Annotated in this window: 19 protein-coding genes; 11 read left to right on the top strand and 8 right to left on the bottom strand. The window is 62.5% G+C overall.

The window, feature by feature from the left end:
- Window positions 1-25 precede the first annotated feature (25 nt).
- Complete coding sequence (locus BM151_RS19425) at window positions 26-376, bottom strand: hypothetical protein (RefSeq protein WP_090062785.1); 351 nt, start codon at window positions 374-376, stop codon at window positions 26-28.
- Window positions 377-589: 213 nt separating this feature from the next.
- On the bottom strand, window positions 590-811 hold the full coding sequence (locus BM151_RS19420) for a DUF6732 family protein (RefSeq protein WP_090062783.1): 222 nt from the start codon (window positions 809-811) through the stop codon (window positions 590-592).
- 252 nt (window positions 812-1,063) lie between these two features.
- Between BM151_RS19420 and BM151_RS19415 the strand changes: the two genes are divergently transcribed.
- Window positions 1,064-2,038, top strand: a complete 975-nt coding sequence (locus tag BM151_RS19415) for a glutathione S-transferase family protein (RefSeq protein ID WP_090062781.1) — start codon at window positions 1,064-1,066, stop codon at window positions 2,036-2,038.
- A 57-nt stretch (window positions 2,039-2,095) separates the two neighbouring features.
- Here BM151_RS19415 and BM151_RS19410 read toward each other — a convergent pair whose 3' ends face one another.
- Window positions 2,096-2,461 carry a response regulator transcription factor gene (locus BM151_RS19410; RefSeq protein ID WP_090062780.1) on the bottom strand — a complete coding sequence of 122 codons (366 nt, stop codon included), beginning with the start codon at window positions 2,459-2,461 and terminating at the stop codon, window positions 2,096-2,098.
- A gap of 246 nt (window positions 2,462-2,707) precedes the next feature.
- Here BM151_RS19410 and BM151_RS19405 point away from each other — a divergent pair, with 246 nt between their 5' ends.
- The 5 genes from BM151_RS19405 (at window position 2,708) to BM151_RS19385 (ending at window position 7,247) form a co-directional block, all read left to right on the top strand.
- Window positions 2,708-3,643, top strand: coding sequence for a threonine-phosphate decarboxylase (locus tag BM151_RS19405; RefSeq protein WP_090062778.1), 936 nt, complete (start codon window positions 2,708-2,710; stop codon window positions 3,641-3,643).
- Window positions 3,640-4,554 carry an adenosylcobinamide-phosphate synthase CbiB gene (cbiB, locus tag BM151_RS19400; protein ID WP_090062776.1) on the top strand — a complete coding sequence of 305 codons (915 nt, stop codon included), beginning with the start codon at window positions 3,640-3,642 and terminating at the stop codon, window positions 4,552-4,554. The genes BM151_RS19405 and cbiB overlap by 4 nt, the downstream gene beginning before the upstream one ends.
- 51 nt (window positions 4,555-4,605) lie before the next feature.
- Window positions 4,606-5,784, top strand: coding sequence for a lytic murein transglycosylase (locus BM151_RS19395; RefSeq protein WP_090062774.1), 1,179 nt, complete (start codon window positions 4,606-4,608; stop codon window positions 5,782-5,784).
- A 166-nt stretch (window positions 5,785-5,950) separates the two neighbouring features.
- Window positions 5,951-6,757 (top strand): siderophore-interacting protein, encoded by an 807-nt coding sequence (locus BM151_RS19390; protein WP_090062773.1) that lies wholly within the window; start codon window positions 5,951-5,953, stop codon window positions 6,755-6,757.
- Between the two features lie 97 nt (window positions 6,758-6,854).
- Window positions 6,855-7,247, top strand: coding sequence for a hypothetical protein (locus tag BM151_RS19385; RefSeq protein ID WP_090062770.1), 393 nt, complete (start codon window positions 6,855-6,857; stop codon window positions 7,245-7,247).
- A gap of 18 nt (window positions 7,248-7,265) precedes the next feature.
- Here BM151_RS19385 and smc read toward each other — a convergent pair whose 3' ends face one another.
- The 3 genes from smc to BM151_RS19370 all read right to left on the bottom strand — a co-directional run bounded on the left by smc (window position 7,266) and on the right by BM151_RS19370 (window position 12,078).
- Entirely contained in the window at window positions 7,266-10,721 is a 3,456-nt protein-coding gene (gene smc / locus BM151_RS19380; RefSeq protein ID WP_090062768.1) for a chromosome segregation protein SMC, read from the bottom strand.
- A 172-nt stretch (window positions 10,722-10,893) separates the two neighbouring features.
- Complete coding sequence (locus BM151_RS21720) at window positions 10,894-11,058, bottom strand: hypothetical protein (protein WP_177213231.1); 165 nt, start codon at window positions 11,056-11,058, stop codon at window positions 10,894-10,896.
- A 171-nt stretch (window positions 11,059-11,229) separates the two neighbouring features.
- Entirely contained in the window at window positions 11,230-12,078 is an 849-nt protein-coding gene (locus BM151_RS19370) for an MOSC domain-containing protein (RefSeq protein WP_090062763.1), read from the bottom strand.
- Window positions 12,079-12,316: 238 nt separating this feature from the next.
- Between BM151_RS19370 and BM151_RS19365 the strand changes: the two genes are divergently transcribed.
- From BM151_RS19365 to BM151_RS19345, 5 genes are all read left to right on the top strand, one after another.
- Complete coding sequence (locus BM151_RS19365; protein WP_090062761.1) at window positions 12,317-13,522, top strand: TsoY family (seleno)protein; 1,206 nt, start codon at window positions 12,317-12,319, stop codon at window positions 13,520-13,522.
- A gap of 242 nt (window positions 13,523-13,764) precedes the next feature.
- Window positions 13,765-14,127, top strand: coding sequence for a CidA/LrgA family protein (locus tag BM151_RS19360; protein ID WP_090062759.1), 363 nt, complete (start codon window positions 13,765-13,767; stop codon window positions 14,125-14,127).
- Window positions 14,124-14,840 (top strand): LrgB family protein, encoded by a 717-nt coding sequence (locus BM151_RS19355; protein WP_090062757.1) that lies wholly within the window; start codon window positions 14,124-14,126, stop codon window positions 14,838-14,840. Before BM151_RS19360 ends, BM151_RS19355 begins: the two co-directional genes overlap by 4 nt.
- Before the next feature lie 22 nt (window positions 14,841-14,862).
- Complete coding sequence (gene cobO, locus BM151_RS19350; RefSeq protein WP_090062755.1) at window positions 14,863-15,477, top strand: cob(I)yrinic acid a,c-diamide adenosyltransferase; 615 nt, start codon at window positions 14,863-14,865, stop codon at window positions 15,475-15,477.
- Window positions 15,478-15,487: 10 nt separating this feature from the next.
- The gene (locus BM151_RS19345; RefSeq protein WP_090062753.1) at window positions 15,488-16,030 is read left to right on the top strand and encodes an NADPH-dependent FMN reductase; all 543 of its coding nucleotides are present in this window, start codon (window positions 15,488-15,490) and stop codon (window positions 16,028-16,030) included.
- On the opposite strand, the gene BM151_RS19340 is transcribed toward BM151_RS19345, so the two are convergent.
- Together BM151_RS19340 and BM151_RS19335 are read right to left on the bottom strand one after the other, a co-directional pair.
- On the bottom strand, window positions 16,016-16,408 hold the full coding sequence (locus BM151_RS19340; RefSeq protein ID WP_090062751.1) for a VOC family protein: 393 nt from the start codon (window positions 16,406-16,408) through the stop codon (window positions 16,016-16,018). The two genes, BM151_RS19345 and BM151_RS19340, sit on opposite strands and share 15 nt — an antisense overlap.
- Window positions 16,405-17,445: an NAD(P)/FAD-dependent oxidoreductase gene (locus BM151_RS19335; protein WP_090062920.1), complete on the bottom strand. Its 1,041-nt coding sequence runs from the start codon at window positions 17,443-17,445 to the stop codon at window positions 16,405-16,407. The genes BM151_RS19340 and BM151_RS19335 overlap by 4 nt, the downstream gene beginning before the upstream one ends.
- Between the last annotated feature and the right edge of the window lie 32 nt (window positions 17,446-17,477).

Below are 17,477 nucleotides of genomic sequence, written 5' to 3'. Positions count from 1 at the left end.
TGCATTCTATCTCTTCGCCCCGATTTCAATCGCGGCCCAGAAGCGCCACCGGCGCATCCTCGGCCCGGAGGTAATCCAGCGGCGGCTTGTCGCTCGCGGGCGTGGCACGTTTGAATTCGAAACTCATCTCATGGCCATCGTCCGTCGAGGCCACGATCAGCGCCTGATAGAGGTGGCGGGTGCCGTCATAGACATCGACCAACCCACGCAGATGATCGGCATTGTCGCGGTCGAGTGCAAAACCGTCTTCCCAGCTGCGCAGAATCGGATAGGTCTCGTCCCCCACCCGCACACGCAGCCGCGAGCGGCGCTTGAGATCGCGTTTGCGAGCCAGTTCGAGCCCCTCGCGCACCTCTTTGGGCAAAAAATCAGACATGAGTCCCTCCACAAGCCGTCCCTTCGCAAGTCGTCGCGGGGCCGCTCTTTCGGGAGAGGCCCCTTCGCGTTCAAGGATGACGCGAACATCGTTTCCGTCAAGTTAACCCAAAGGATCAGTTGTGCCGCAGGTGCAAAGAGTCACATGTTTGCTGCAGCTACGTTTTTGCCACAGCCATGTTGCGGCAAAACAGGGTGCGCGGCGAGAAGCGGCTCAGGCCTCTTGCGGCTCAGCCTCGATCTCTTCTTCGAGCTCGGCCTCTTCGACCTCTTCCTTCTTGCCCTTGATCGCGCCCCAGATCGCAATCGCGATCGCCGCGCCGATGGCCGCCCCCGCCAACCAGTGATTGTGGCCGGCAATCTCGCCGATATGGCCCGGATGGGCCAGAGCCGGCATCGCGATCATGGTGAAGAGAGCTGTCAGAATACGGGTCATGTCATGTCCTTCGTCTTGAGGCCTCAATGGCGATCAGCGCCACGGGGTCGTCCGAAATGCCCTTTGAGCGTCAGGATGGGTTTCTTATAGGCAAGCCAGGCCCCGTTCGCAATTTCTTTGCCACGCAGGGCCTGCGGCAAATGTGCGTTTGCGCACCGATTGTGCGCCCTGACTCCTGTTTGCGCATCGTCGCATTGCCATTAGGTGTGTTTCGAACACGGAACACATGAGAAACCCGCGAGGACGCAGATCATGGGATTTTTGCAAGACGGCATCTGGCACGACACATGGTATGACACCTCCGCCTCCGGCGGACGGTTTCGACGCAGCACCGCGGGCTATCGCAACTGGGTGACCCCGGATGGCGCGGCCGGCCCCTCGGGCGAGGGCGGTTTTACCGCCGAAAGCGGGCGCTATCATCTCTATGTCTCCTATGCCTGCCCCTGGGCACACCGCACCCTGATCTTTCGCAAGCTCAAAGGGCTCGAGGATCACATCACCACCTCGGTGGTGCATCCCGACATGCTCACGGATGGCTGGACATTTGCCGATGATTTCGCGGGCGCCAGCGGCGACACGCTGATGGGCAAGCCTTTCCTGCGCGACGTCTATACCGAGGCCGATCCCAAGGCCTCCGGTCGGGTCACCGTGCCTGTCCTCTGGGACAAGAAAACACACACAATCGTGTCGAATGAATCCTCGGAAATCATCAGAATGTTCAATTCCGCCTTCGACGGATTGACCGGAAACCGGCTCGACTTCTGGCCCGAAGAGCTGCGCGACAAGATCGAAGAGATGAACCAGCGCGTCTATCACGCGGTGAACAACGGCGTCTACAAATCCGGCTTCGCCACCACGCAGGAGGCCTATGACGAGGCCGTCACCGAGCTGTTCGACACCCTCGACTGGCTGGACGAACACCTGGGGAAAAAACGCTACCTCCTTGGCGAGACGATCACCGAGGCCGACTGGCGTCTGTTCACCACGCTCATCCGCTTCGACAAGGTCTATCACACGCATTTCAAATGCAACCGACGCATGATCAAGGACTACCCGAACCTCTGGGGCCATACCCGCGAGCTCTATCAATGGCCGGGGGTGCGTGAGACGGTGCAGTTCGACCATATCCTGCGGCATTATTATTTCAGCCACGACATGATCAACCCGACTCGGATCGTCCCGGTCTCACCACAGATCGATTTCGAGGAACCACACGGGCGGGGCTAAAGGCGGGTCAGACATTCGGCCGGGACGACCGGTCGGACACCGGCCCCCGATCCCGGCTCAGGACGCCTCTTTGCCGTAATAGGCCACCATGGCGCTCAGGTCGTCGGGATCGACCTGTTTCGGCAGAAAGGCACAGGCATTGGCCACGTGCTGAAAGATCGAACCGTCCGAGAAGAAGCTCGCATTGGTGGTAAAGATCACCCGGGTGTCCGGATAGCGGTAATTGGCATAATCGGCGATGGCGAAGGCGGAGCCCTCCTCGAGAATCAGATCCATCACAATCAGATCCGGCGCCGAGTCGTGCAAATAGGTGATCGCATCCTCCTGACCACCGACCAGCACCACCGTCATTCCCTGGCGTTCAAGATGGCGCTGCCATATCTTGCCAAGCTCCGGACTGCTTTCGACGATCAATACCTGCATATCACCCCATGCACGGCCAAGCCGCGCACATCACGCTATCATTTACCTTGAGAGAGGATTCGACAGTTCACCCTGTCGTTCCTTTTATACCGGAGTAATCTAGGGCCCAAGTCACGAGATGGAAAGAAAAGTTAAGATTTTAACTTGCGTTCACATTTCGCCGGGGCAAAACAAGATGCATATACAGATAACTGCCGCGTATCGCGTCAAAATCGGACAGATGATCAGCGGGGGCGGAGACCACAGATGAGCAGACATCGCGATCATGGCGGCGGGCTGGATGCGGCGGTCGCCCGATTCGGCGGCGAGAAATCCGATTGGATCGATCTCTCCACCGGCATCAATCCGACCCCCTATCCGATTGGCAACATCCCGGAGGCGGCCTGGACCGCCCTGCCCGATGCCGCCGCACAGGACGCGCTCATTCAAGCCGCCCGGACATTCTGGAAGGTCCCGCATGGCGCTGCCATTCTGGCCGCCCCGGGAGCGTCGAGCCTGATCGCTCGGCTGCCGGCGCTCTGGCCCAAAGGCGCGGTCGAGATCCGCAGACCCACCTATAATGAACATGCCGGGGCATTCGAAGCGCATGGCTGGCGCGTCACCGCGGCCGAACCATCGGTGCAAGTCGCGGTGCATCCCAACAATCCCGACGGGCGGCTTTGGCGCAGCGAAAATTTCACCGCGCCCTTCACCATCATCGACGAAAGCTTCTGCGATGTGATGCCCGACGAAAGCCATATCGAGCGGGTGCGCGACGGGCGCACACTGGTGCTCAAGAGCTTCGGCAAATTCTGGGGACTCGCGGGGCTGCGGCTCGGCTTCGCCATTGGCGCGCCGGAGCTGATCGATCGGCTGGCCACCCTTACAGGCCCCTGGGCGGTCTCCGGCCCGGCGCTTGCCATCGGCACGGTCGCACTCAATGATCCGGATTGGGCCATGCGCACAAGGATCAAATTACAACATGATATTTCGAGGCTTGACGCGATATTTGACAAAAAAGGCGCAAAACTTATCGGTGGCACGACGCTCTTCCGGCTTTACGAGACCGACAATGCCCGGGCCTTTCAGGAACGTTTGGCCAAAGGGCGCATCTGGTCGCGCATCTTCCCCTATTCGGAGCGCTGGGTCCGGCTCGGCCTGCCACCCGAACATGGCTGGGCGCAACTGGAGGCGGCCCTGTGAGCCATGCCGCTGCGCTCACCTTGGCGCTCCTTCTCGATGCGATATTCGGCGAACCAAAATGGCTCTGGGACCGTCTGCCGCATCCGGCCGTCCTTATGGGGCGGTTGATCGGCTGGGCCGATCGGAGTTTCAACTGCGGCGCCGGGCGCAAGGCCAAGGGGGTTGCCCTGATACTGGTGCTGGTCCTTGGGGCGTGGTGGGCCGGACAGGTCTTGCGGCAGCTGCCCGGGATTGAGATTCTGCTCGGCGCCGTGCTTCTGGCCCAGAAATCGCTGATCGACCATGTCAAAGCGGTCGCCACCGGCCTCACCAAGTCGCTTGCCGAGGGGCGTCATGCAGTCGCGATGATCGTCGGGCGTGACACCACCGAGATGGATGAACCCGCCACCGCCCGCGCCGCCATTGAATCTGCGGCGGAGAATTTCTCCGACGGGGTGATCGCCCCGGCGTTTTGGTTCCTGCTGTTCGGCCTGCCCGGCATTCTGGTCTACAAGATCACCAACACCGCCGACAGCATGATCGGCTACCGCACCGAGCGGCATCGCGATTTCGGCTGGGCCGCCGCCCGGCTCGACGATGCGCTCAACCTGGTTCCCGCGCGCCTCACCGCGCTCCTGCTGTTTCCATGGGGCAAGCCGCTGTCGCTCTGGCACGAGGTGATCCATGAGGCCCGCCGCCACCGCTCGCCCAATGCCGGCTGGCCCGAGGCCGCCCTGTCGCGCTCGCTCGACGTCGCGCTCTCGGGTCCGCGTGCCTATCACGGCGAGATGCGCGACTACCCATGGGTCAATCCGGAAGGGCACGACGCCACGCGGCAGGATATTGACCGGGCGTGCCGTCGCCTCTGGCAAGCCTGGGCTTTCGCGCTTTTCTGCCTGATCGCCCGCGTCGCCATTCTGTCATTTGCCTGAGGAGCGGCGCCTCGCTATCGTGGCGCGCAATAGAAATCAGAAGGTTACCTCATGCGTTCTCACGGCTTGCTTCTCGCCCTTTCCCTCGCCACAGCCACCCCGGCCCTTGCCGAAGTGCCCTGTGGCGAAAGCTTTTCCAGCTTCGTCAGCAAGATGAAACAGGCCGCCGTGCAACAGGGCCATGCCCCGGCCAGTGTCGATCGGTTCTTTTCTTCGGTGCGACAGGACCCGGCCGTGATCAAGGCCGATCGTGCCCAGGGCGTCTTCCAGAAGAATTTTCTCGACTTTTCCCGGGCGCTCATCAGCCAGAACCGCATGCAAAACGGCGCCGCCTATGCGGCGAAGTACAAAAGCACCTTTGACCGGATCGAACGCGAGTTCGGCGTGTCGCGTGGCGTGCTTCTGGCCTTCTGGGCGCTGGAGACCGATTTCGGCCAGGTGCAGGGCAATTTCAACACGTTGAACGCCTTGATGACGCTGAGCCATGATTGTCGTCGTCCGGAGCTGTTCCAGCCACAGGTCTTGGCGGCGCTCACTCTTTTCGAGCATGGCGATTTCGACCCGGCGACCACCAAGGGCGCCTGGGCCGGCGAGATCGGCATGGTGCAAATGCTGCCGAAAGATATTCTGACCAATGGCGTCGATGGCGACGGCGACGGCCATGTCCGGCTCAAGACCTCGGCGCCCGACGCGCTGATGTCCGGGGCGAAAATGCTGCGCCATCTTGGGTGGCGGGCAAATGAACCGTGGCTTCAGGAGATCGTGGTGCCCTCGAACCTCGATTGGTCGAAAACCGGGCTCAATCACAAGATGACGGTCAGCCAATGGGCCAAATTGGGCGTCAAACCGCGCTCCGGATCGCTCGGCCCCTCGAACCTTCAGGCCTCGGTCCTCCTGCCGATGGGGCGCAATGGTCCGGCCTTCCTCGCCTATCCGAATTTCGAGGTCTATTTCGAGTGGAACAAGAGCTTCGTCTACGTGACGACGGCGGCCTATTTCGCCACCCGTCTCGAAGGCGCGCCGGTCTATAGTGCCGGCAATCCCCAGCCCGGTCTCTCCGGGGCGCAGATGAAACAGTTGCAGCAGAAACTCGTGCGCATGGGATATGACGTCGGCGGCGTCGATGGCATCCTCGGCGAAAAGACCCGCGAAGCCGTACAACATGTGCAACAGAAGCTTGGCCTGCCCGCCGACGCCTGGCCCACGCCCGCGCTCCTGTCACGCCTCTGAGACCCCGCAGTTCAATCCCCACTGTCAGATCGGGATGTCACAGCGTCGGTTTTTCACCGCACAGGGGCTGTGACATCCGGGCACTTGCCTTTTCCTGAGTAAAATACTTTGTTTTGCGCAACAGGTATCGATGCCGATACACACGCCCGAGACAAAGGACACTCTGATGGAAGCCCCGACGATCCGCCGCATGCGGCACGAATTGAAATTCCGCGAGCTGACAGTGGCCCGCACAGAGCGGCTGACCCCGCATATGATCCGCCTGACGCTGACCGGTGAGGATCTCGCCGATTTTGCCAGCGGTTCTTTCGACGATCACATGAAGGTCTTCGTGCCCGGCACGGACGATCCGGCCAAACGCGATTACACCCCGCGCCGTTTCGACACTGAGGCGCGCGAGTTGATCGTCGATTTCGCCGATCATGGCGACGGCCCCGCGGCCAGCTGGGCGCGCGGCGCCACAGCCGGCAGCACGGTGCAGATCGGCGGCCCGCGCGGCTCGCGGGTGATCGAGGGCGAGATTGGCCATTGGGTCCTGATCGGCGACGAAACCGCACTCCCGGCCATGGGCCGCAAACTCGAAGAACTGCCCGCCGGCGTAAAGGTCACGATGATCGCCGCGGTGCCGGGACCCGAGGACGAACAACAGATCGACAGCGCCGCCGATGTGACGACCCGCTGGCTGCACCGGCCTCTCGATCAGGCCACAGATGCCCGGTTCTTCCTCGACGCTTTGCCGCAGATCGACCTGACCCCCGACACCTTCGTCTGGATCGCCACCGAGGCCGGGATTGCCAAACAGCTGCGCGCCGCCGTGTTGGAAATGGGACATCCGCTGCCATGGCTCAAGGCCGCAGGCTACTGGATCGATGGCGAGGCGGAAGCCTCGATCAAGGATCTCGATGCACCGGCGGGCCACGGCCATGGCCGAGGCGCCAAGTCCGGACATGGAACCCGGCCCGCAGCCACCTAAGGCACCGACATGCCCCCCTTGCGACGATGGGTCGTCTCCCGCAGGCGACCCGTTTCTCGTAGAGTAATGCTGCGCGGACGTGGCTTAGGGGAAAGCAATGAACAGCGTAACACTACTCGCAACCAGCGTCTTTCTGGCACTCGCAGCCAGCGCCGCCACCGCGGATGCCACGGGATGTCTGCAACGGCAAAATCTCGGCAAACGGGTCGGCACAACAGAGTACCGGATCACCAATACCTGCAATTACGATGTCACCGCCTTCTGGTGCTCCGGTGGGAACCCCAGCGATCATTGGGCCTGCGGTCGGGGACCGTTTCGCAACGGGCTGAAATTCTTTGTCGGCACCACGATCCTGCGGCCGGGGGAATCGCAGACCATCGCCACCTCCGGAACATCCATCGCGGCGGGGGCTTGCGGCTTCCCCTTCTATGCGACCAATGCCGAACAGCATGCCGATGTGCGCAACGGCAAACTGGTGTGCAGCCGATAGTTGCCGGGCAAAGGCAGATCAGGCGACCAGCGCCTCGGCCTTTTTCAGGTCGACGGAGACAAGCTGTGACACGCCCTGTTCCTGCATGGTCACACCGAACAACCGGTCCATGCGGGCCATGGTGACGGCGTGGTGAGTGATGCAGAGGAACCGCGTGTCGGTACGCTGGGTCATCTCGTCGAGCATGTCGCAGAACCGCGTCACGTTGGCATCATCCAAGGGCGCGTCCACCTCGTCCAGCACACAGATCGGCGCCGGGTTGGCCATGAACACGGCAAAGATCAGCGCCAGCGCGGTGAGCGTCTGTTCGCCGCCCGAGAGAAGCGACAGGGTCGAAAGCTTCTTGCCCGGCGGCTGACACATGATCTCGAGCCCGGCCTCCAGAGGATCGTCGCTTTCGACCATCATCAGCCGCGCCTCGCCACCGCCGAAGAGATGGGTGAAAAGCATGGAGAAATTGCTGTTCACCTGCTCGAACGCGGTCAAAAGCCGCTCGCGCCCCTCGCGGTTCAAGGAGGCAATCCCGGAGCGCAGCGTCTTGATCGCCTCTTCGAGATCTTCTTTCTCTTTCACCAGCGTATCGTGCTCTTCGCGGACCTCTTTTGCGTCTTCCTCGGCGCGCAGGTTCACCGCACCGAGGCTGTCGCGCAGACGTTTGAGGCGATTCACATCGACCTCGATCTCGCTATGCGCCGGGATCGTCTCCGGATCGACATCCAGCTCCTTGAGCAGTTTTTCGGGCGTGGTTTCCAGCTCCTCGCGAATGCGCTCGATCGCGGCTTCCACGGTCTCGCGCGCGCCATCGCGCCGCGCCTCGGCGGCAGCCCGGGTCTCGCGCGCCTCGGAGGCCAGACGCTCGCATTCGCGCTCCGCATGGACCGCTTCGCGCAGCGCCTCTTCGGCCTGGGCCAGCCCATCCGCCGCGTGTTTGCGGCGATGCTCCGCTTCTTCGATCTGCGCCATCAGCGCATCGCGTTTCTCGGCGATTTCCTCGGGCTGGGCCGCAGCCTCGTAAAGCTCTTCCTCGGAGGCTTCCTTGCGGTCCTGCAACTCGGCAATGCGCTTGCCTGCGGTCTCCAACCGGTGCCGCCAGCCGGACAGCTCCTTGGTCACCTCCTGGCTGCGCCGGGTCCGGGCCTCGCCCTCACGCCGGATCTCGTCATGCGAGGAACGTTTGGTCATCATGGTGATCCGCGCCGCCTCGACGGCAAGCTTCACCTGTTCGATATCGGAACGTGCCGCCTCGAGATCCGGCAGGTCCTTCACCGCCTTCTCCGCCTCGCGCAGCCGCTGCTCGGCCCCACGCGCCTCTTCCTCATGGCGCGACACGGCGAGGCCGAGGTTTTCCACCTTGCCCTCGGCCAGAGTCTTTTCATTCTCGACCTTGGACAAGAGACGCGCCGCCTCGGACAGTGCCCGATCGGCGTCGCGACGGGCATCGCGGGCCAGCCGGTCGGCTTCGGTCAACCGGGTCAATTCCGATTTCAGATGTTCATGCGCCTGAAGCGCGCCGCCCGCCTTGGCCTCGGCCGCGACGAGTTCCTGTTTCAGATCTTCGAGCCGATTCAACTGTTGCAGCCGCAAGGCGGCGGCCGAGGGCGCATCCTCGGCCCCGGCGCGATAGCCGTCCCAACGCCACATGTCGCCCTCGACCGAGACCAGCCGTTGACCGGGCTCAAGATCGGCCTGAAGCCGCGGCCCGTCTTCGGCCCGGACCAAACCGATCTGCGACAGGCGGCGTGCCAGAACCGGTGGCGCGGTGACAAAGTCTTCGAGCGGCTCGACCCCGTTCGGCAGGTCCTGATCGTCCGGATATTCCGGCAATGTGACCCAACCGGAGGCCTGATAGGATTCAATCGAAGGCTGTCTCAAATCATCAGAAAGCGCCGCTCCCAGCGCTTTTTCATATCCTGATTTGACCTTGAGAAGATCGAGAAGCTGCGAACCGCCGATCTGGTCACGGTCGAGCATCTTGGCGAGTGCGGCCACTTCGGCCTTCAGCGCGCCCACCTCGCCCTCGGCTTCGGAGCGCGCCGCCCGGGCCACCGCCTCGCGCGATTGCGCCTCGGTCCGGGCCTCATCCGCCTCGATCAGCATGGCTTCGGATTCCTCGGCGCGGGCCACCGCCTCTTCCTGTGCCGCCTCGGCCTCTTCCATCGCCTCGGCGGAATGGAACAGGTTCTGCCGCGCCTCTTCCACGGCGCTGCGCGCCCGGTCGGCCTCGCCACGGGCGCGATCCAATGTCTTGCGATTGTCCTCGACCAGACGCTGTGCCGATTGGTGCCGGGCCGCGAGACGGGCGACATCCTCGGTCATCTGGCTCAGATCGGTCTCCCGATCGGCGAGAATCTGGCTGGCTTCCGAGGCCTCCGCCGCCGCGTCCAGAAGCTTCGGCTCATGCCCGTCCGCCGCCTTGATCAGCTCTTTCTGTTCCCACTCGAGCCGCGAGATGGTTTCGCCCGCATCCTTGTTGAGCTGTTCTTCGCGCGCCATATCGGCGACCAGCTGGTCGATCCGGCGCGACAGGGTCTCGATCATCTCGCGGGCGCGGCGCTCCTCGTCGGAGAGCTGATCGCGCGACACGGTGAGCCGTTGCAACACGGCGCTCGCGATCGCTTCCTCTTCGCGCAGCGCCGGCAGGCCGTCTTCCTGAGCTTCGCGGGCTTTTGCCGCCTCGCGCGCCAGACGTTCGGCCTCGGAGGCCTGTGTCAGCCGTGTACGCAGCACGTTCTCGGCTTCCGCCCGGGCGATGTCGGCATCACGCCAACGGCGGTAATGCAGCAGGCCTTCGGCATGGCGCAGCTCTGTGCCGATCTCGCGATAGCGTGCCGCCTGACGCGCCTGACGCGCCAGAGAGGCGAGCTGACCGGCCAGCTGTTCGATCACGTCATCGACGCGCGCAAGATTGCTCTCGGCGCCCTTGAGCTTCAGCTCCGCCTCGTGACGGCGCTGATAGAGACCGGAAATCCCGGCCGCCTCTTCGAGGATGCGTCGACGCGCTTTCGGCTTGGCGTTGATCAGTTCCGAAATCTGCCCCTGCCGCACAAGCGCCGGCGAATGCGCGCCCGTCGAGGCATCGGCAAAAAGCATCGAGACATCGCGGGCCCGCACGTCCTTGGTGTTCACCTTATAGGCGGAACCGGCGTCGCGGGTGATCCGGCGGATGATCTCGACCGAGTCGCTGTCGTTGAAGCCAGCGGGCGCCAAGCGCTCCGAATTGTCGATCATCAGGGTGACTTCGGCGAAGTTGCGCGCCGGACGCGTGGAGGCGCCCGCGAAAATCACGTCTTCCATCCCGGCGCCGCGCATCGCCTTGGGCCGGTTCTCACCCATCACCCAGCGCAGCGCCTCCAGCAGATTCGACTTGCCACAGCCATTCGGCCCCACAACACCGGTCAGCCCATCCGCGATCACGAGATCGGTGGGGTCCACAAAGCTTTTGAAGCCATTGAGACGAAGGCGGGTGAAACGCAAGAGCGGCCTCTGGTTGATTCCTTATGGATGAAAACTCTTTGGGAGGCAGGCGCGTGAGTCAATCTCGGAACCCGAGATATGGGGAATTTTGCCAAGTTATCCACAAAATATCGCCAGGTTCAGCAAAAACACCCCAGATCTCGTGGGTGCCCCCAACGCGCGGGCGATGCCGTTACTCGGGCTTTTTCTTGCCTGCTTCCATCTGCGCCGCAGCTTTCATCCGGGCCAGAAGCTCCACCTTGGGGGCCTGTTTCCCGCCAGGTTTCTGGGCCTTGTATTCACCATGTTTCGGCGCGCCCGAAGGTTTCTTCGGTCCGCCCATTCTTGAGTAATCCATCGGATGACCTCCTGCGATTTGCCCCGTGATGCCTTGAAATCCCGGAACGGGCAAGACCGATCCGATCTCAAAGAAAGGCCGGACGGCGTACATGCTCCTGTCAGAAGGGCGACGCGCTCAAATCGCGTCACGTCAAAGGCACCAAAAGAGCTCGCGCCATCGGACTTCCGTTCAGAACGACCGGGGCGTGCTGCGTTTCGGGCTCAACAGATTCGAGGGCCCGGTCTCGAGCACTTCGACCTCATCTCCCAGAACGATGGCACCTTGCTCCTCGACGATCAGGTTCTGGCCAAAGATGATCTTGCCGGTGATGGCCCGATGAATGCGCCCCAGAGTTGCGAGAGGTTCGCGCGGATGGGGACGCTCGCCCGTGTTCGGGTCCTGCGTCACCATCACACAGCGTTCGCAAGGCTTGACCACCCGAAACACCGAGGTGCCGATGCGAATGCGCCGCCATGTGTCCTCGATCCAGGGGTCGATATCGCCGGAGACCACGATGTTCGGCCGGAATCGGCGCATCTCGACCGGGTGTTCCAATTCGGCGTTCAGCTCCGCGAGAGACGCCTGCGTCGTCAGGAGCAATGGAAACCCATCGGCCAAAGCGGTGAAATGGCCCTCCCCGGCATAGGCCGGATCGACCGGGCGCTGCGCCTCAATCGGAAAATAGACCAGCCGTACCTCGGTCTCGAGCGCCGACGAGAGAAAATGCGAGGCGTAATTCCCGGCATCCTCAACCCCGTCGATCACGGTGGAGAACACTTTGACCGAGACCGGAGCCCCGGTCGGGAAGGGGACTTCCAACCGGCTGCCCTCAAAGGAAATCGACACGCCGTAAGGTGCGGCCACCGCACTCAAAAGCGCCATCTGCGGCAAGTCCCGCCGGGTCGCCACCGTGCCGTTGGGATAGACCACGGCCCAGCGCCGATCGCCGTCGAGGCCAAAGCCATGCACTTTGGCGGCGGCCAGGTCCGCACCGGTCAGACTTTTGATCGGATAGGTGGTTATGCGCGCGAGTCTCATTGTCCCCCCGAACAGTTTGTGCGTGTCAGGCCTTTCTAAACGATTCCGTATGGAATGAGCACCTATCTGAAAAGACAGGCTTTTCTTTACGTCGGGTCAGAGTTTTCGGAGAGGTGCACGCCGCGTTTCTTCGGGCGCATTACAAACATACCCCTCAACCATGCATTTGACCTGTATCAAAGATATAGGTTTTGCCGCAATTATATTCGATGAAACGAATATGATTAGGAGACCTCTCATGAAACCGAGCCATGCCGCGGACCACTATGTCCCGACATATTTTCTTGCGTCGCTGGGCGCCGGTGGCCTCTCTGTCACCTTCTTCATGTATCTGATGTTCTGGGTGCCACACCCGGGACGCTCCGTGCCGGTGTTCGAAGACATCCTGGCCGCCTGGAGCACGGGCGCGCTGCCGATGAGGATCGGAATTGCCACTGCCGTGCTCGGCATTGCCGTCTTCGTCTTTCTCAACCTGAAATCGCTGATCTGGAACCTCAACGCCTACAGCGCCTTCAAGAAAACCCCGCGCTTTGAAAGCCTGCGCAATTCCAATGCCGAATCCACCATGCTCGCCATGCCGCTGGCGCTGGCGATGGCGGTGAACGGGTTGTTCATCGCCGGGCTGGTCTTTGTGCCCGGGCTTTGGACCGTGGTCGAATACCTCTTTCCGCTGGCGATCATCGCCTTTGCCGCGATCGGCTGGATCGCGCTGTCGATCATCGGTGACTTCCTCGGCCGGGTCCTGGCCAAGGGCGGCGTGTTCGACGTGACCGCGCATAACTCCTTTGCCCAGATGCTGCCGGCCTTTGCGCTCGCGATGATCGGCGTCGGGCTTGCCGCCCCGGCCGCCATGTCCACGCAGCCCTGGGTTGTCGGCACCTCCCTTGTGCTTTCGACCTTCTTTGCCGTCGCTTCACTCACCTATGCCCTGCTGGCGCTGGTGACCGCGTTCAACTCCATGCTGCACTACGGCACCCATGAAGAAGCCGGACCGACGCTTTTGATCGTCATCCCGATCGTCACCATCCTGTCGATCCTGTTCATGCGTCAGGACCACGGGCTGCATGTGTTCGAAGGTCACACCGACGCCGCCGGCACGATGATGTTCCTTGCCCGCATGGTATCGCTGCAAGTCATCTTTCTCGGGCTGGGCCTCGTGGTGCTCAAACGTCAGGGCTATTTCAAGGATTTCGTCTTCGGCTCGAAAACCTCGCCCGGCTCCTATGCCCTGGTCTGCCCCGGGGTCGCGCTCTCCGTGCTGTTGCAGTTCTTCGTGAACAAGGGGCTGGTGAGCGCCGGCATCATCGCCAAATTCGGCGTGACCTACTGGGCCGTGACGGCGCTGGCACTGGGGTTCCAGATCGCCATGATCGTGTTGGTCTTCCGCCTCAACAGCCAGCATTTCGCGAGGACGGACGGGGCGGACGCCGTTCCGGCGGAATAGACCGCGGAAGAAACCAAGGTTCCGAAATCTCAGGCAAAGGCGCGGCGTGCAGGTCGCGCCTTTGTCGTACCGGACCGCAAAACCTCACGATATCCGCAAGACCCATTGTTCCGTTCCGCATTCCCTTCTGCGCTTGCAGCCCCTCCGGCACCTTGTCACACTATGCCCGGTCACACGATGCACGCCCGACGCGTCAAAGCGTGGCGCGATCGCTTGCACAAAGCTTGCACAAAGGTAGGGACATGATTTTTCATTTGGGCCTGTTTCTGGGCTTCCAGCTTCTGGGCGAAGTGATCGCCCGCATTTTCACCCTGCGCCTGCCGGGGCCAGTGATCGGCATGATGCTTCTGGCGGCGCTGCTGCTGGCCCGTCCCGCGGTCGGCGAAAAGATCAAGGGCACGGCCTCCCATGTCCTGTCCTACCTGTCGCTCCTGTACGTACCGGCGGGTGTCGGCATCGTGCAATATCTCGATCAGGTCTCTGAAATCGGCCCCGCGCTCGCCGTTGCGCTCATTGGCTCGACCGTGCTGTCGATCGGCGCCGGGGCGCTCACGTTCAAATATGTCAACCGCCTGCGCGGTGAAGCCGATGAGACGCCGCTATGAGCGATATTCTCGACATCTGGTCCTATCTCGCCGAAGGGCAGCTCTTGTGGCTCTCCGCCACGATCATCGCCTATCTGATCGGCGACGGGTTGTTTCGCCTCTCCGGGGCGAAACCCTATGTGAACCCGGTGCTGATCTCGATGTTCCTGCTCTCGGTGCTGTTGACCGCGACCGGCACCTCGTATCGCACCTATTTCGAAGGTGCACAGTTCATCCATTTCATGCTCGGACCGGCGACGGTCGCGCTTGCCGTACCGCTCTGGCAGAACTGGACCAAGGTGAAATCCGCCGCCATCCCGCTTTTGGCCGCGCTCTTTGTCGGCTCTGTGGTCGCCATGGGATCGGCCACCGCCATCGGCGCCGCGATGGGGCTCCGGGGCGATGTGCTCCTGTCGCTGGTGCCAAAATCCGCCACTTCGCCGGTCGCCATCGGCGTCTCCGAGGCCATCGGCGGGTTGCCCACGCTCACCGTGGCGCTGGTGCTGATCACCGGGGTGATCGGTGCTGTGGTCACCACGCCGCTTCTCAATGCCCTGGGCATTCGCGACTTTCGTGGCCGGGGCTTTGCCACCGGCGTCGCGGCGCATGGAATCGGTACGGCGCGGGCATTCCATTGCCACGGCACCGCCGGGGCTTTCGCCGGGATCGGCATGGTGCTCAATGCCATTCTGACCGCGCTCGTCGCGCCCCTCTTCGTGCAACTCTTCTTCTGACACTGACCGCAAAAGGCCATTCATGACCGATCAAACCGACGCTGAACGTCACACCGAGAAAATGGTGAAACTGAAAAAAGCCCGTGACAGGATGATGGAGAAAAAGACCCGCGAAAAGGGTCTGATCATCGTCCATACCGGCAATGGCAAGGGCAAATCCTCCTCGGCCTTCGGCATGATCTTTCGCAGCATCGGCCACGGAATGCGCTGCGCCGTGGTGCAATTCATCAAGGGCTCGATGGAGTCGGGAGAACGCACACTGCTGCGTGACCGGTTCTCGGACATTTGCGAATTTCACGTGATGGGCGAGGGCTTCACCTGGGAGACCCAAGACAAGATCCGCGACACCGAAAAGGCGCAAGCGGCCTGGGAAAAGGCCAAGGAGCTGATCCGCGACCCGGAAAACAAGATGGTGCTCCTGGACGAGATCAACATCGCGCTGCGCTATGATTACCTCGACATCGCGGATGTGGTGACCTTCCTGAAAGAGGAAAAGCCGGAGATGACCCATGTGGTCCTGACCGGCCGCCATGCCAAGGAGCCGCTGTTGGACATCGCCGATTTGGTGACCGAGATGAGCTTGGTGAAACACCCGTTCCGCGACGGGGTGAAGGCGCAATTGGGCGTCGAAATGTAAGGAGCGCACGATGACCCTCAAACTTCTCGGCATCTCCGGCGCCCTGCGGGCCGCGTCCACCAACACCAAACTCATACATGAGGCCGCGCGCCTCTTCGGGCCTTGCGACTTCACCCAGGCCGATCTGCGCCTGCCGCTCTATGACAATGATCTCGAGGACGAGGGCATGCCGCCCGAGGTGACGCGTATGGCCGAACAGATCCGCGATGCCGATGCGGTGGTGATCTCCACCCCGGAATATAACAAGATGATCCCGGGACTGCTCAAAAACGCGCTCGATTGGATCAGCCGCACCGGCCTGTCCCCCTGGACCGGCAAGCCTGTCGCGATCATGTCGGCGACCGGCGGTCAAACGGGCGGCGCGCGCAGCCAATATAGCCTCAGATGGGCGATGACGCCGTTCAACGCCCGGCTGCTGCAAGCGCCCGAAGTGCTCGTCCCCGACAGTTCCAACGCTTTCGATACAGACGGTCGCCTGATCAACCAGCGCTCTGTCGCGGGATTGCAGAAGCTGATGACCGAACTGCGCGAGGCCGCGTCACAGCCGGTTTGAGAGCTCGATCAGATTGCCATCCGGATCGCGCAGATAGATCGACAGCAGCGGTCCGGTCGCGCCGGTGCGGCTGACCGGACCCTCTTCGATCGCATGGCCCTTGTCCTGCAAATGCCGCAGCCAATCGGCCACCGGCATCTCGGTCAGAAAACAGAGATCGCCCGAGCCGGGCTGCACATGCGCCGCTTTCGGCTCGAACTCCTGCCCAGAGGCATGCAGATTGATTTTCTGCGCACCGAATTTGAGTGCGAACCGCGTGGTACCATCGGCCGGGTGGAACTCTTCCACCGCCATGCCCAGCGCCTCGGTGTAAAACGCCACGGTGGTCGGGATATCGGCCACGGTGAGCACGAGATGATCGAGCGACGTCACTTTCACAGGCTTGCCTCCACGCGGAACGCGTCGGGCAGAGCGTCGCGCCCCTCGAGAATGAGGTCAATCAAAACCTGTGCGGCCAATGGCGCCATGCCATAGCCGATCTTGAACCCGCCATTGGCGACATAGTGCCCGGGTCGGTCGGGCCAGGGCCCGAGCATCGGCGCGCGGGATCTGGCCCGCGGCCGCACCCCGGCCCAGCGACGGATCTCAGGCGCGTCCCGCAGCGCCGGCACCGCCTCACGCGCCCGCTCCAGCAGCGCGTCGGCCTGTTCATCGGTCCCGTCGGGGCTGTCGAAATCGCGTTCCGAGGTCGAGCCGATCGCCGTGGTGCCATCCGCATGCGGAATGACATGCAGGCTCTCGCCATAAAGCTGCGGCGCCTCGGGCAAGGCAAGATCCAACAGAATCGCCTGACCTTTCACGCCGTTGCCAACCTCTTTGCCGAAGGCTTCGTTCAGGGCCGTGAGCCCCCACCAGCCGGAGGCATGAATCACCGCGCCGTCTTCAGGCCCGTCGGTGACAACCTCACCACCCAGTGCTTTGATCGCTGCGGCAAGTGATTGGCACGCCCGCCAGGGGTTGAGCCGCGCCGAAAGCGTGTCATGCACCAGATAGCCGGTCGGGCTGATCGGCGCCCAATAGCCGGTCTCGCCCTGTGTCACCACGCGCCACTCGGCCTGGCCCTGCCAAAGTTCGGCGGCCTGTGCCTCGCGCTCACGTGCCAATTGCAACTGGCGCTCATCCTTGATCGCCTGCACCCGACCGAGATTGCCATAGCCCGAGGAAACGCCCCCCAGCGCCTCGACCTCCGGCCAATGGCTCCGCGCCATGATCAGGCTTTGGAATTGGAATTCCTTCTTGGGGTTCCAACGCTCCGGCGTGTGCGGTGCAAGCGCGCCCACGACACCGCCGGACGAACCATGCCCGACACCGTGGGGATCGATCACGCGCACATGCGCACCGCGTTTTGCCGCCGCGTAGCCGCAGGAGAGGCCAAAGGCCCCGGCGCCATAGATCGTGATTTCCGCTCTGCTCATTTGCGCTTTTACCCATTGCATGTGACCGCGCG

The organism is Celeribacter neptunius (assembly GCF_900113955.1).
Lineage (GTDB): Bacteria > Pseudomonadota > Alphaproteobacteria > Rhodobacterales > Rhodobacteraceae > Celeribacter > Celeribacter neptunius.
Note: the sequence above shows the minus strand (reverse complement) of the source record. Positions and strands in the feature narration are given on the sequence as shown.

Bases quoted from the DNA above. Each gene is read 5' to 3' on its own strand.
- BM151_RS19425 (WP_090062785.1), bottom strand. From the start codon at position 376: ATGTCTGATTTTTTGCCCAAAGAGGTGCGCGAGGGGCTCGAACTGGCT.
- BM151_RS19420 (WP_090062783.1), bottom strand. From the start codon at position 811: ATGACCCGTATTCTGACAGCTCTCTTCACCATGATCGCGATGCCGGCT.
- BM151_RS19415 (WP_090062781.1), top strand. From the start codon at position 1,064: ATGGGATTTTTGCAAGACGGCATCTGGCACGACACATGGTATGACACC.
- BM151_RS19410 (WP_090062780.1), bottom strand. From the start codon at position 2,461: ATGCAGGTATTGATCGTCGAAAGCAGTCCGGAGCTTGGCAAGATATGG.
- BM151_RS19405 (WP_090062778.1), top strand. From the start codon at position 2,708: ATGAGCAGACATCGCGATCATGGCGGCGGGCTGGATGCGGCGGTCGCC.
- BM151_RS19395 (WP_090062774.1), top strand. From the start codon at position 4,606: ATGCGTTCTCACGGCTTGCTTCTCGCCCTTTCCCTCGCCACAGCCACC.
- BM151_RS19390 (WP_090062773.1), top strand. From the start codon at position 5,951: ATGGAAGCCCCGACGATCCGCCGCATGCGGCACGAATTGAAATTCCGC.
- BM151_RS19385 (WP_090062770.1), top strand. From the start codon at position 6,855: ATGAACAGCGTAACACTACTCGCAACCAGCGTCTTTCTGGCACTCGCA.
- BM151_RS21720 (WP_177213231.1), bottom strand. From the start codon at position 11,058: ATGGATTACTCAAGAATGGGCGGACCGAAGAAACCTTCGGGCGCGCCG.
- BM151_RS19370 (WP_090062763.1), bottom strand. From the start codon at position 12,078: ATGAGACTCGCGCGCATAACCACCTATCCGATCAAAAGTCTGACCGGT.
- BM151_RS19365 (WP_090062761.1), top strand. From the start codon at position 12,317: ATGAAACCGAGCCATGCCGCGGACCACTATGTCCCGACATATTTTCTT.
- BM151_RS19360 (WP_090062759.1), top strand. From the start codon at position 13,765: ATGATTTTTCATTTGGGCCTGTTTCTGGGCTTCCAGCTTCTGGGCGAA.
- BM151_RS19355 (WP_090062757.1), top strand. From the start codon at position 14,124: ATGAGCGATATTCTCGACATCTGGTCCTATCTCGCCGAAGGGCAGCTC.
- cobO (WP_090062755.1), top strand. From the start codon at position 14,863: ATGACCGATCAAACCGACGCTGAACGTCACACCGAGAAAATGGTGAAA.
- BM151_RS19345 (WP_090062753.1), top strand. From the start codon at position 15,488: ATGACCCTCAAACTTCTCGGCATCTCCGGCGCCCTGCGGGCCGCGTCC.
- BM151_RS19335 (WP_090062920.1), bottom strand. From the start codon at position 17,445: ATGAGCAGAGCGGAAATCACGATCTATGGCGCCGGGGCCTTTGGCCTC.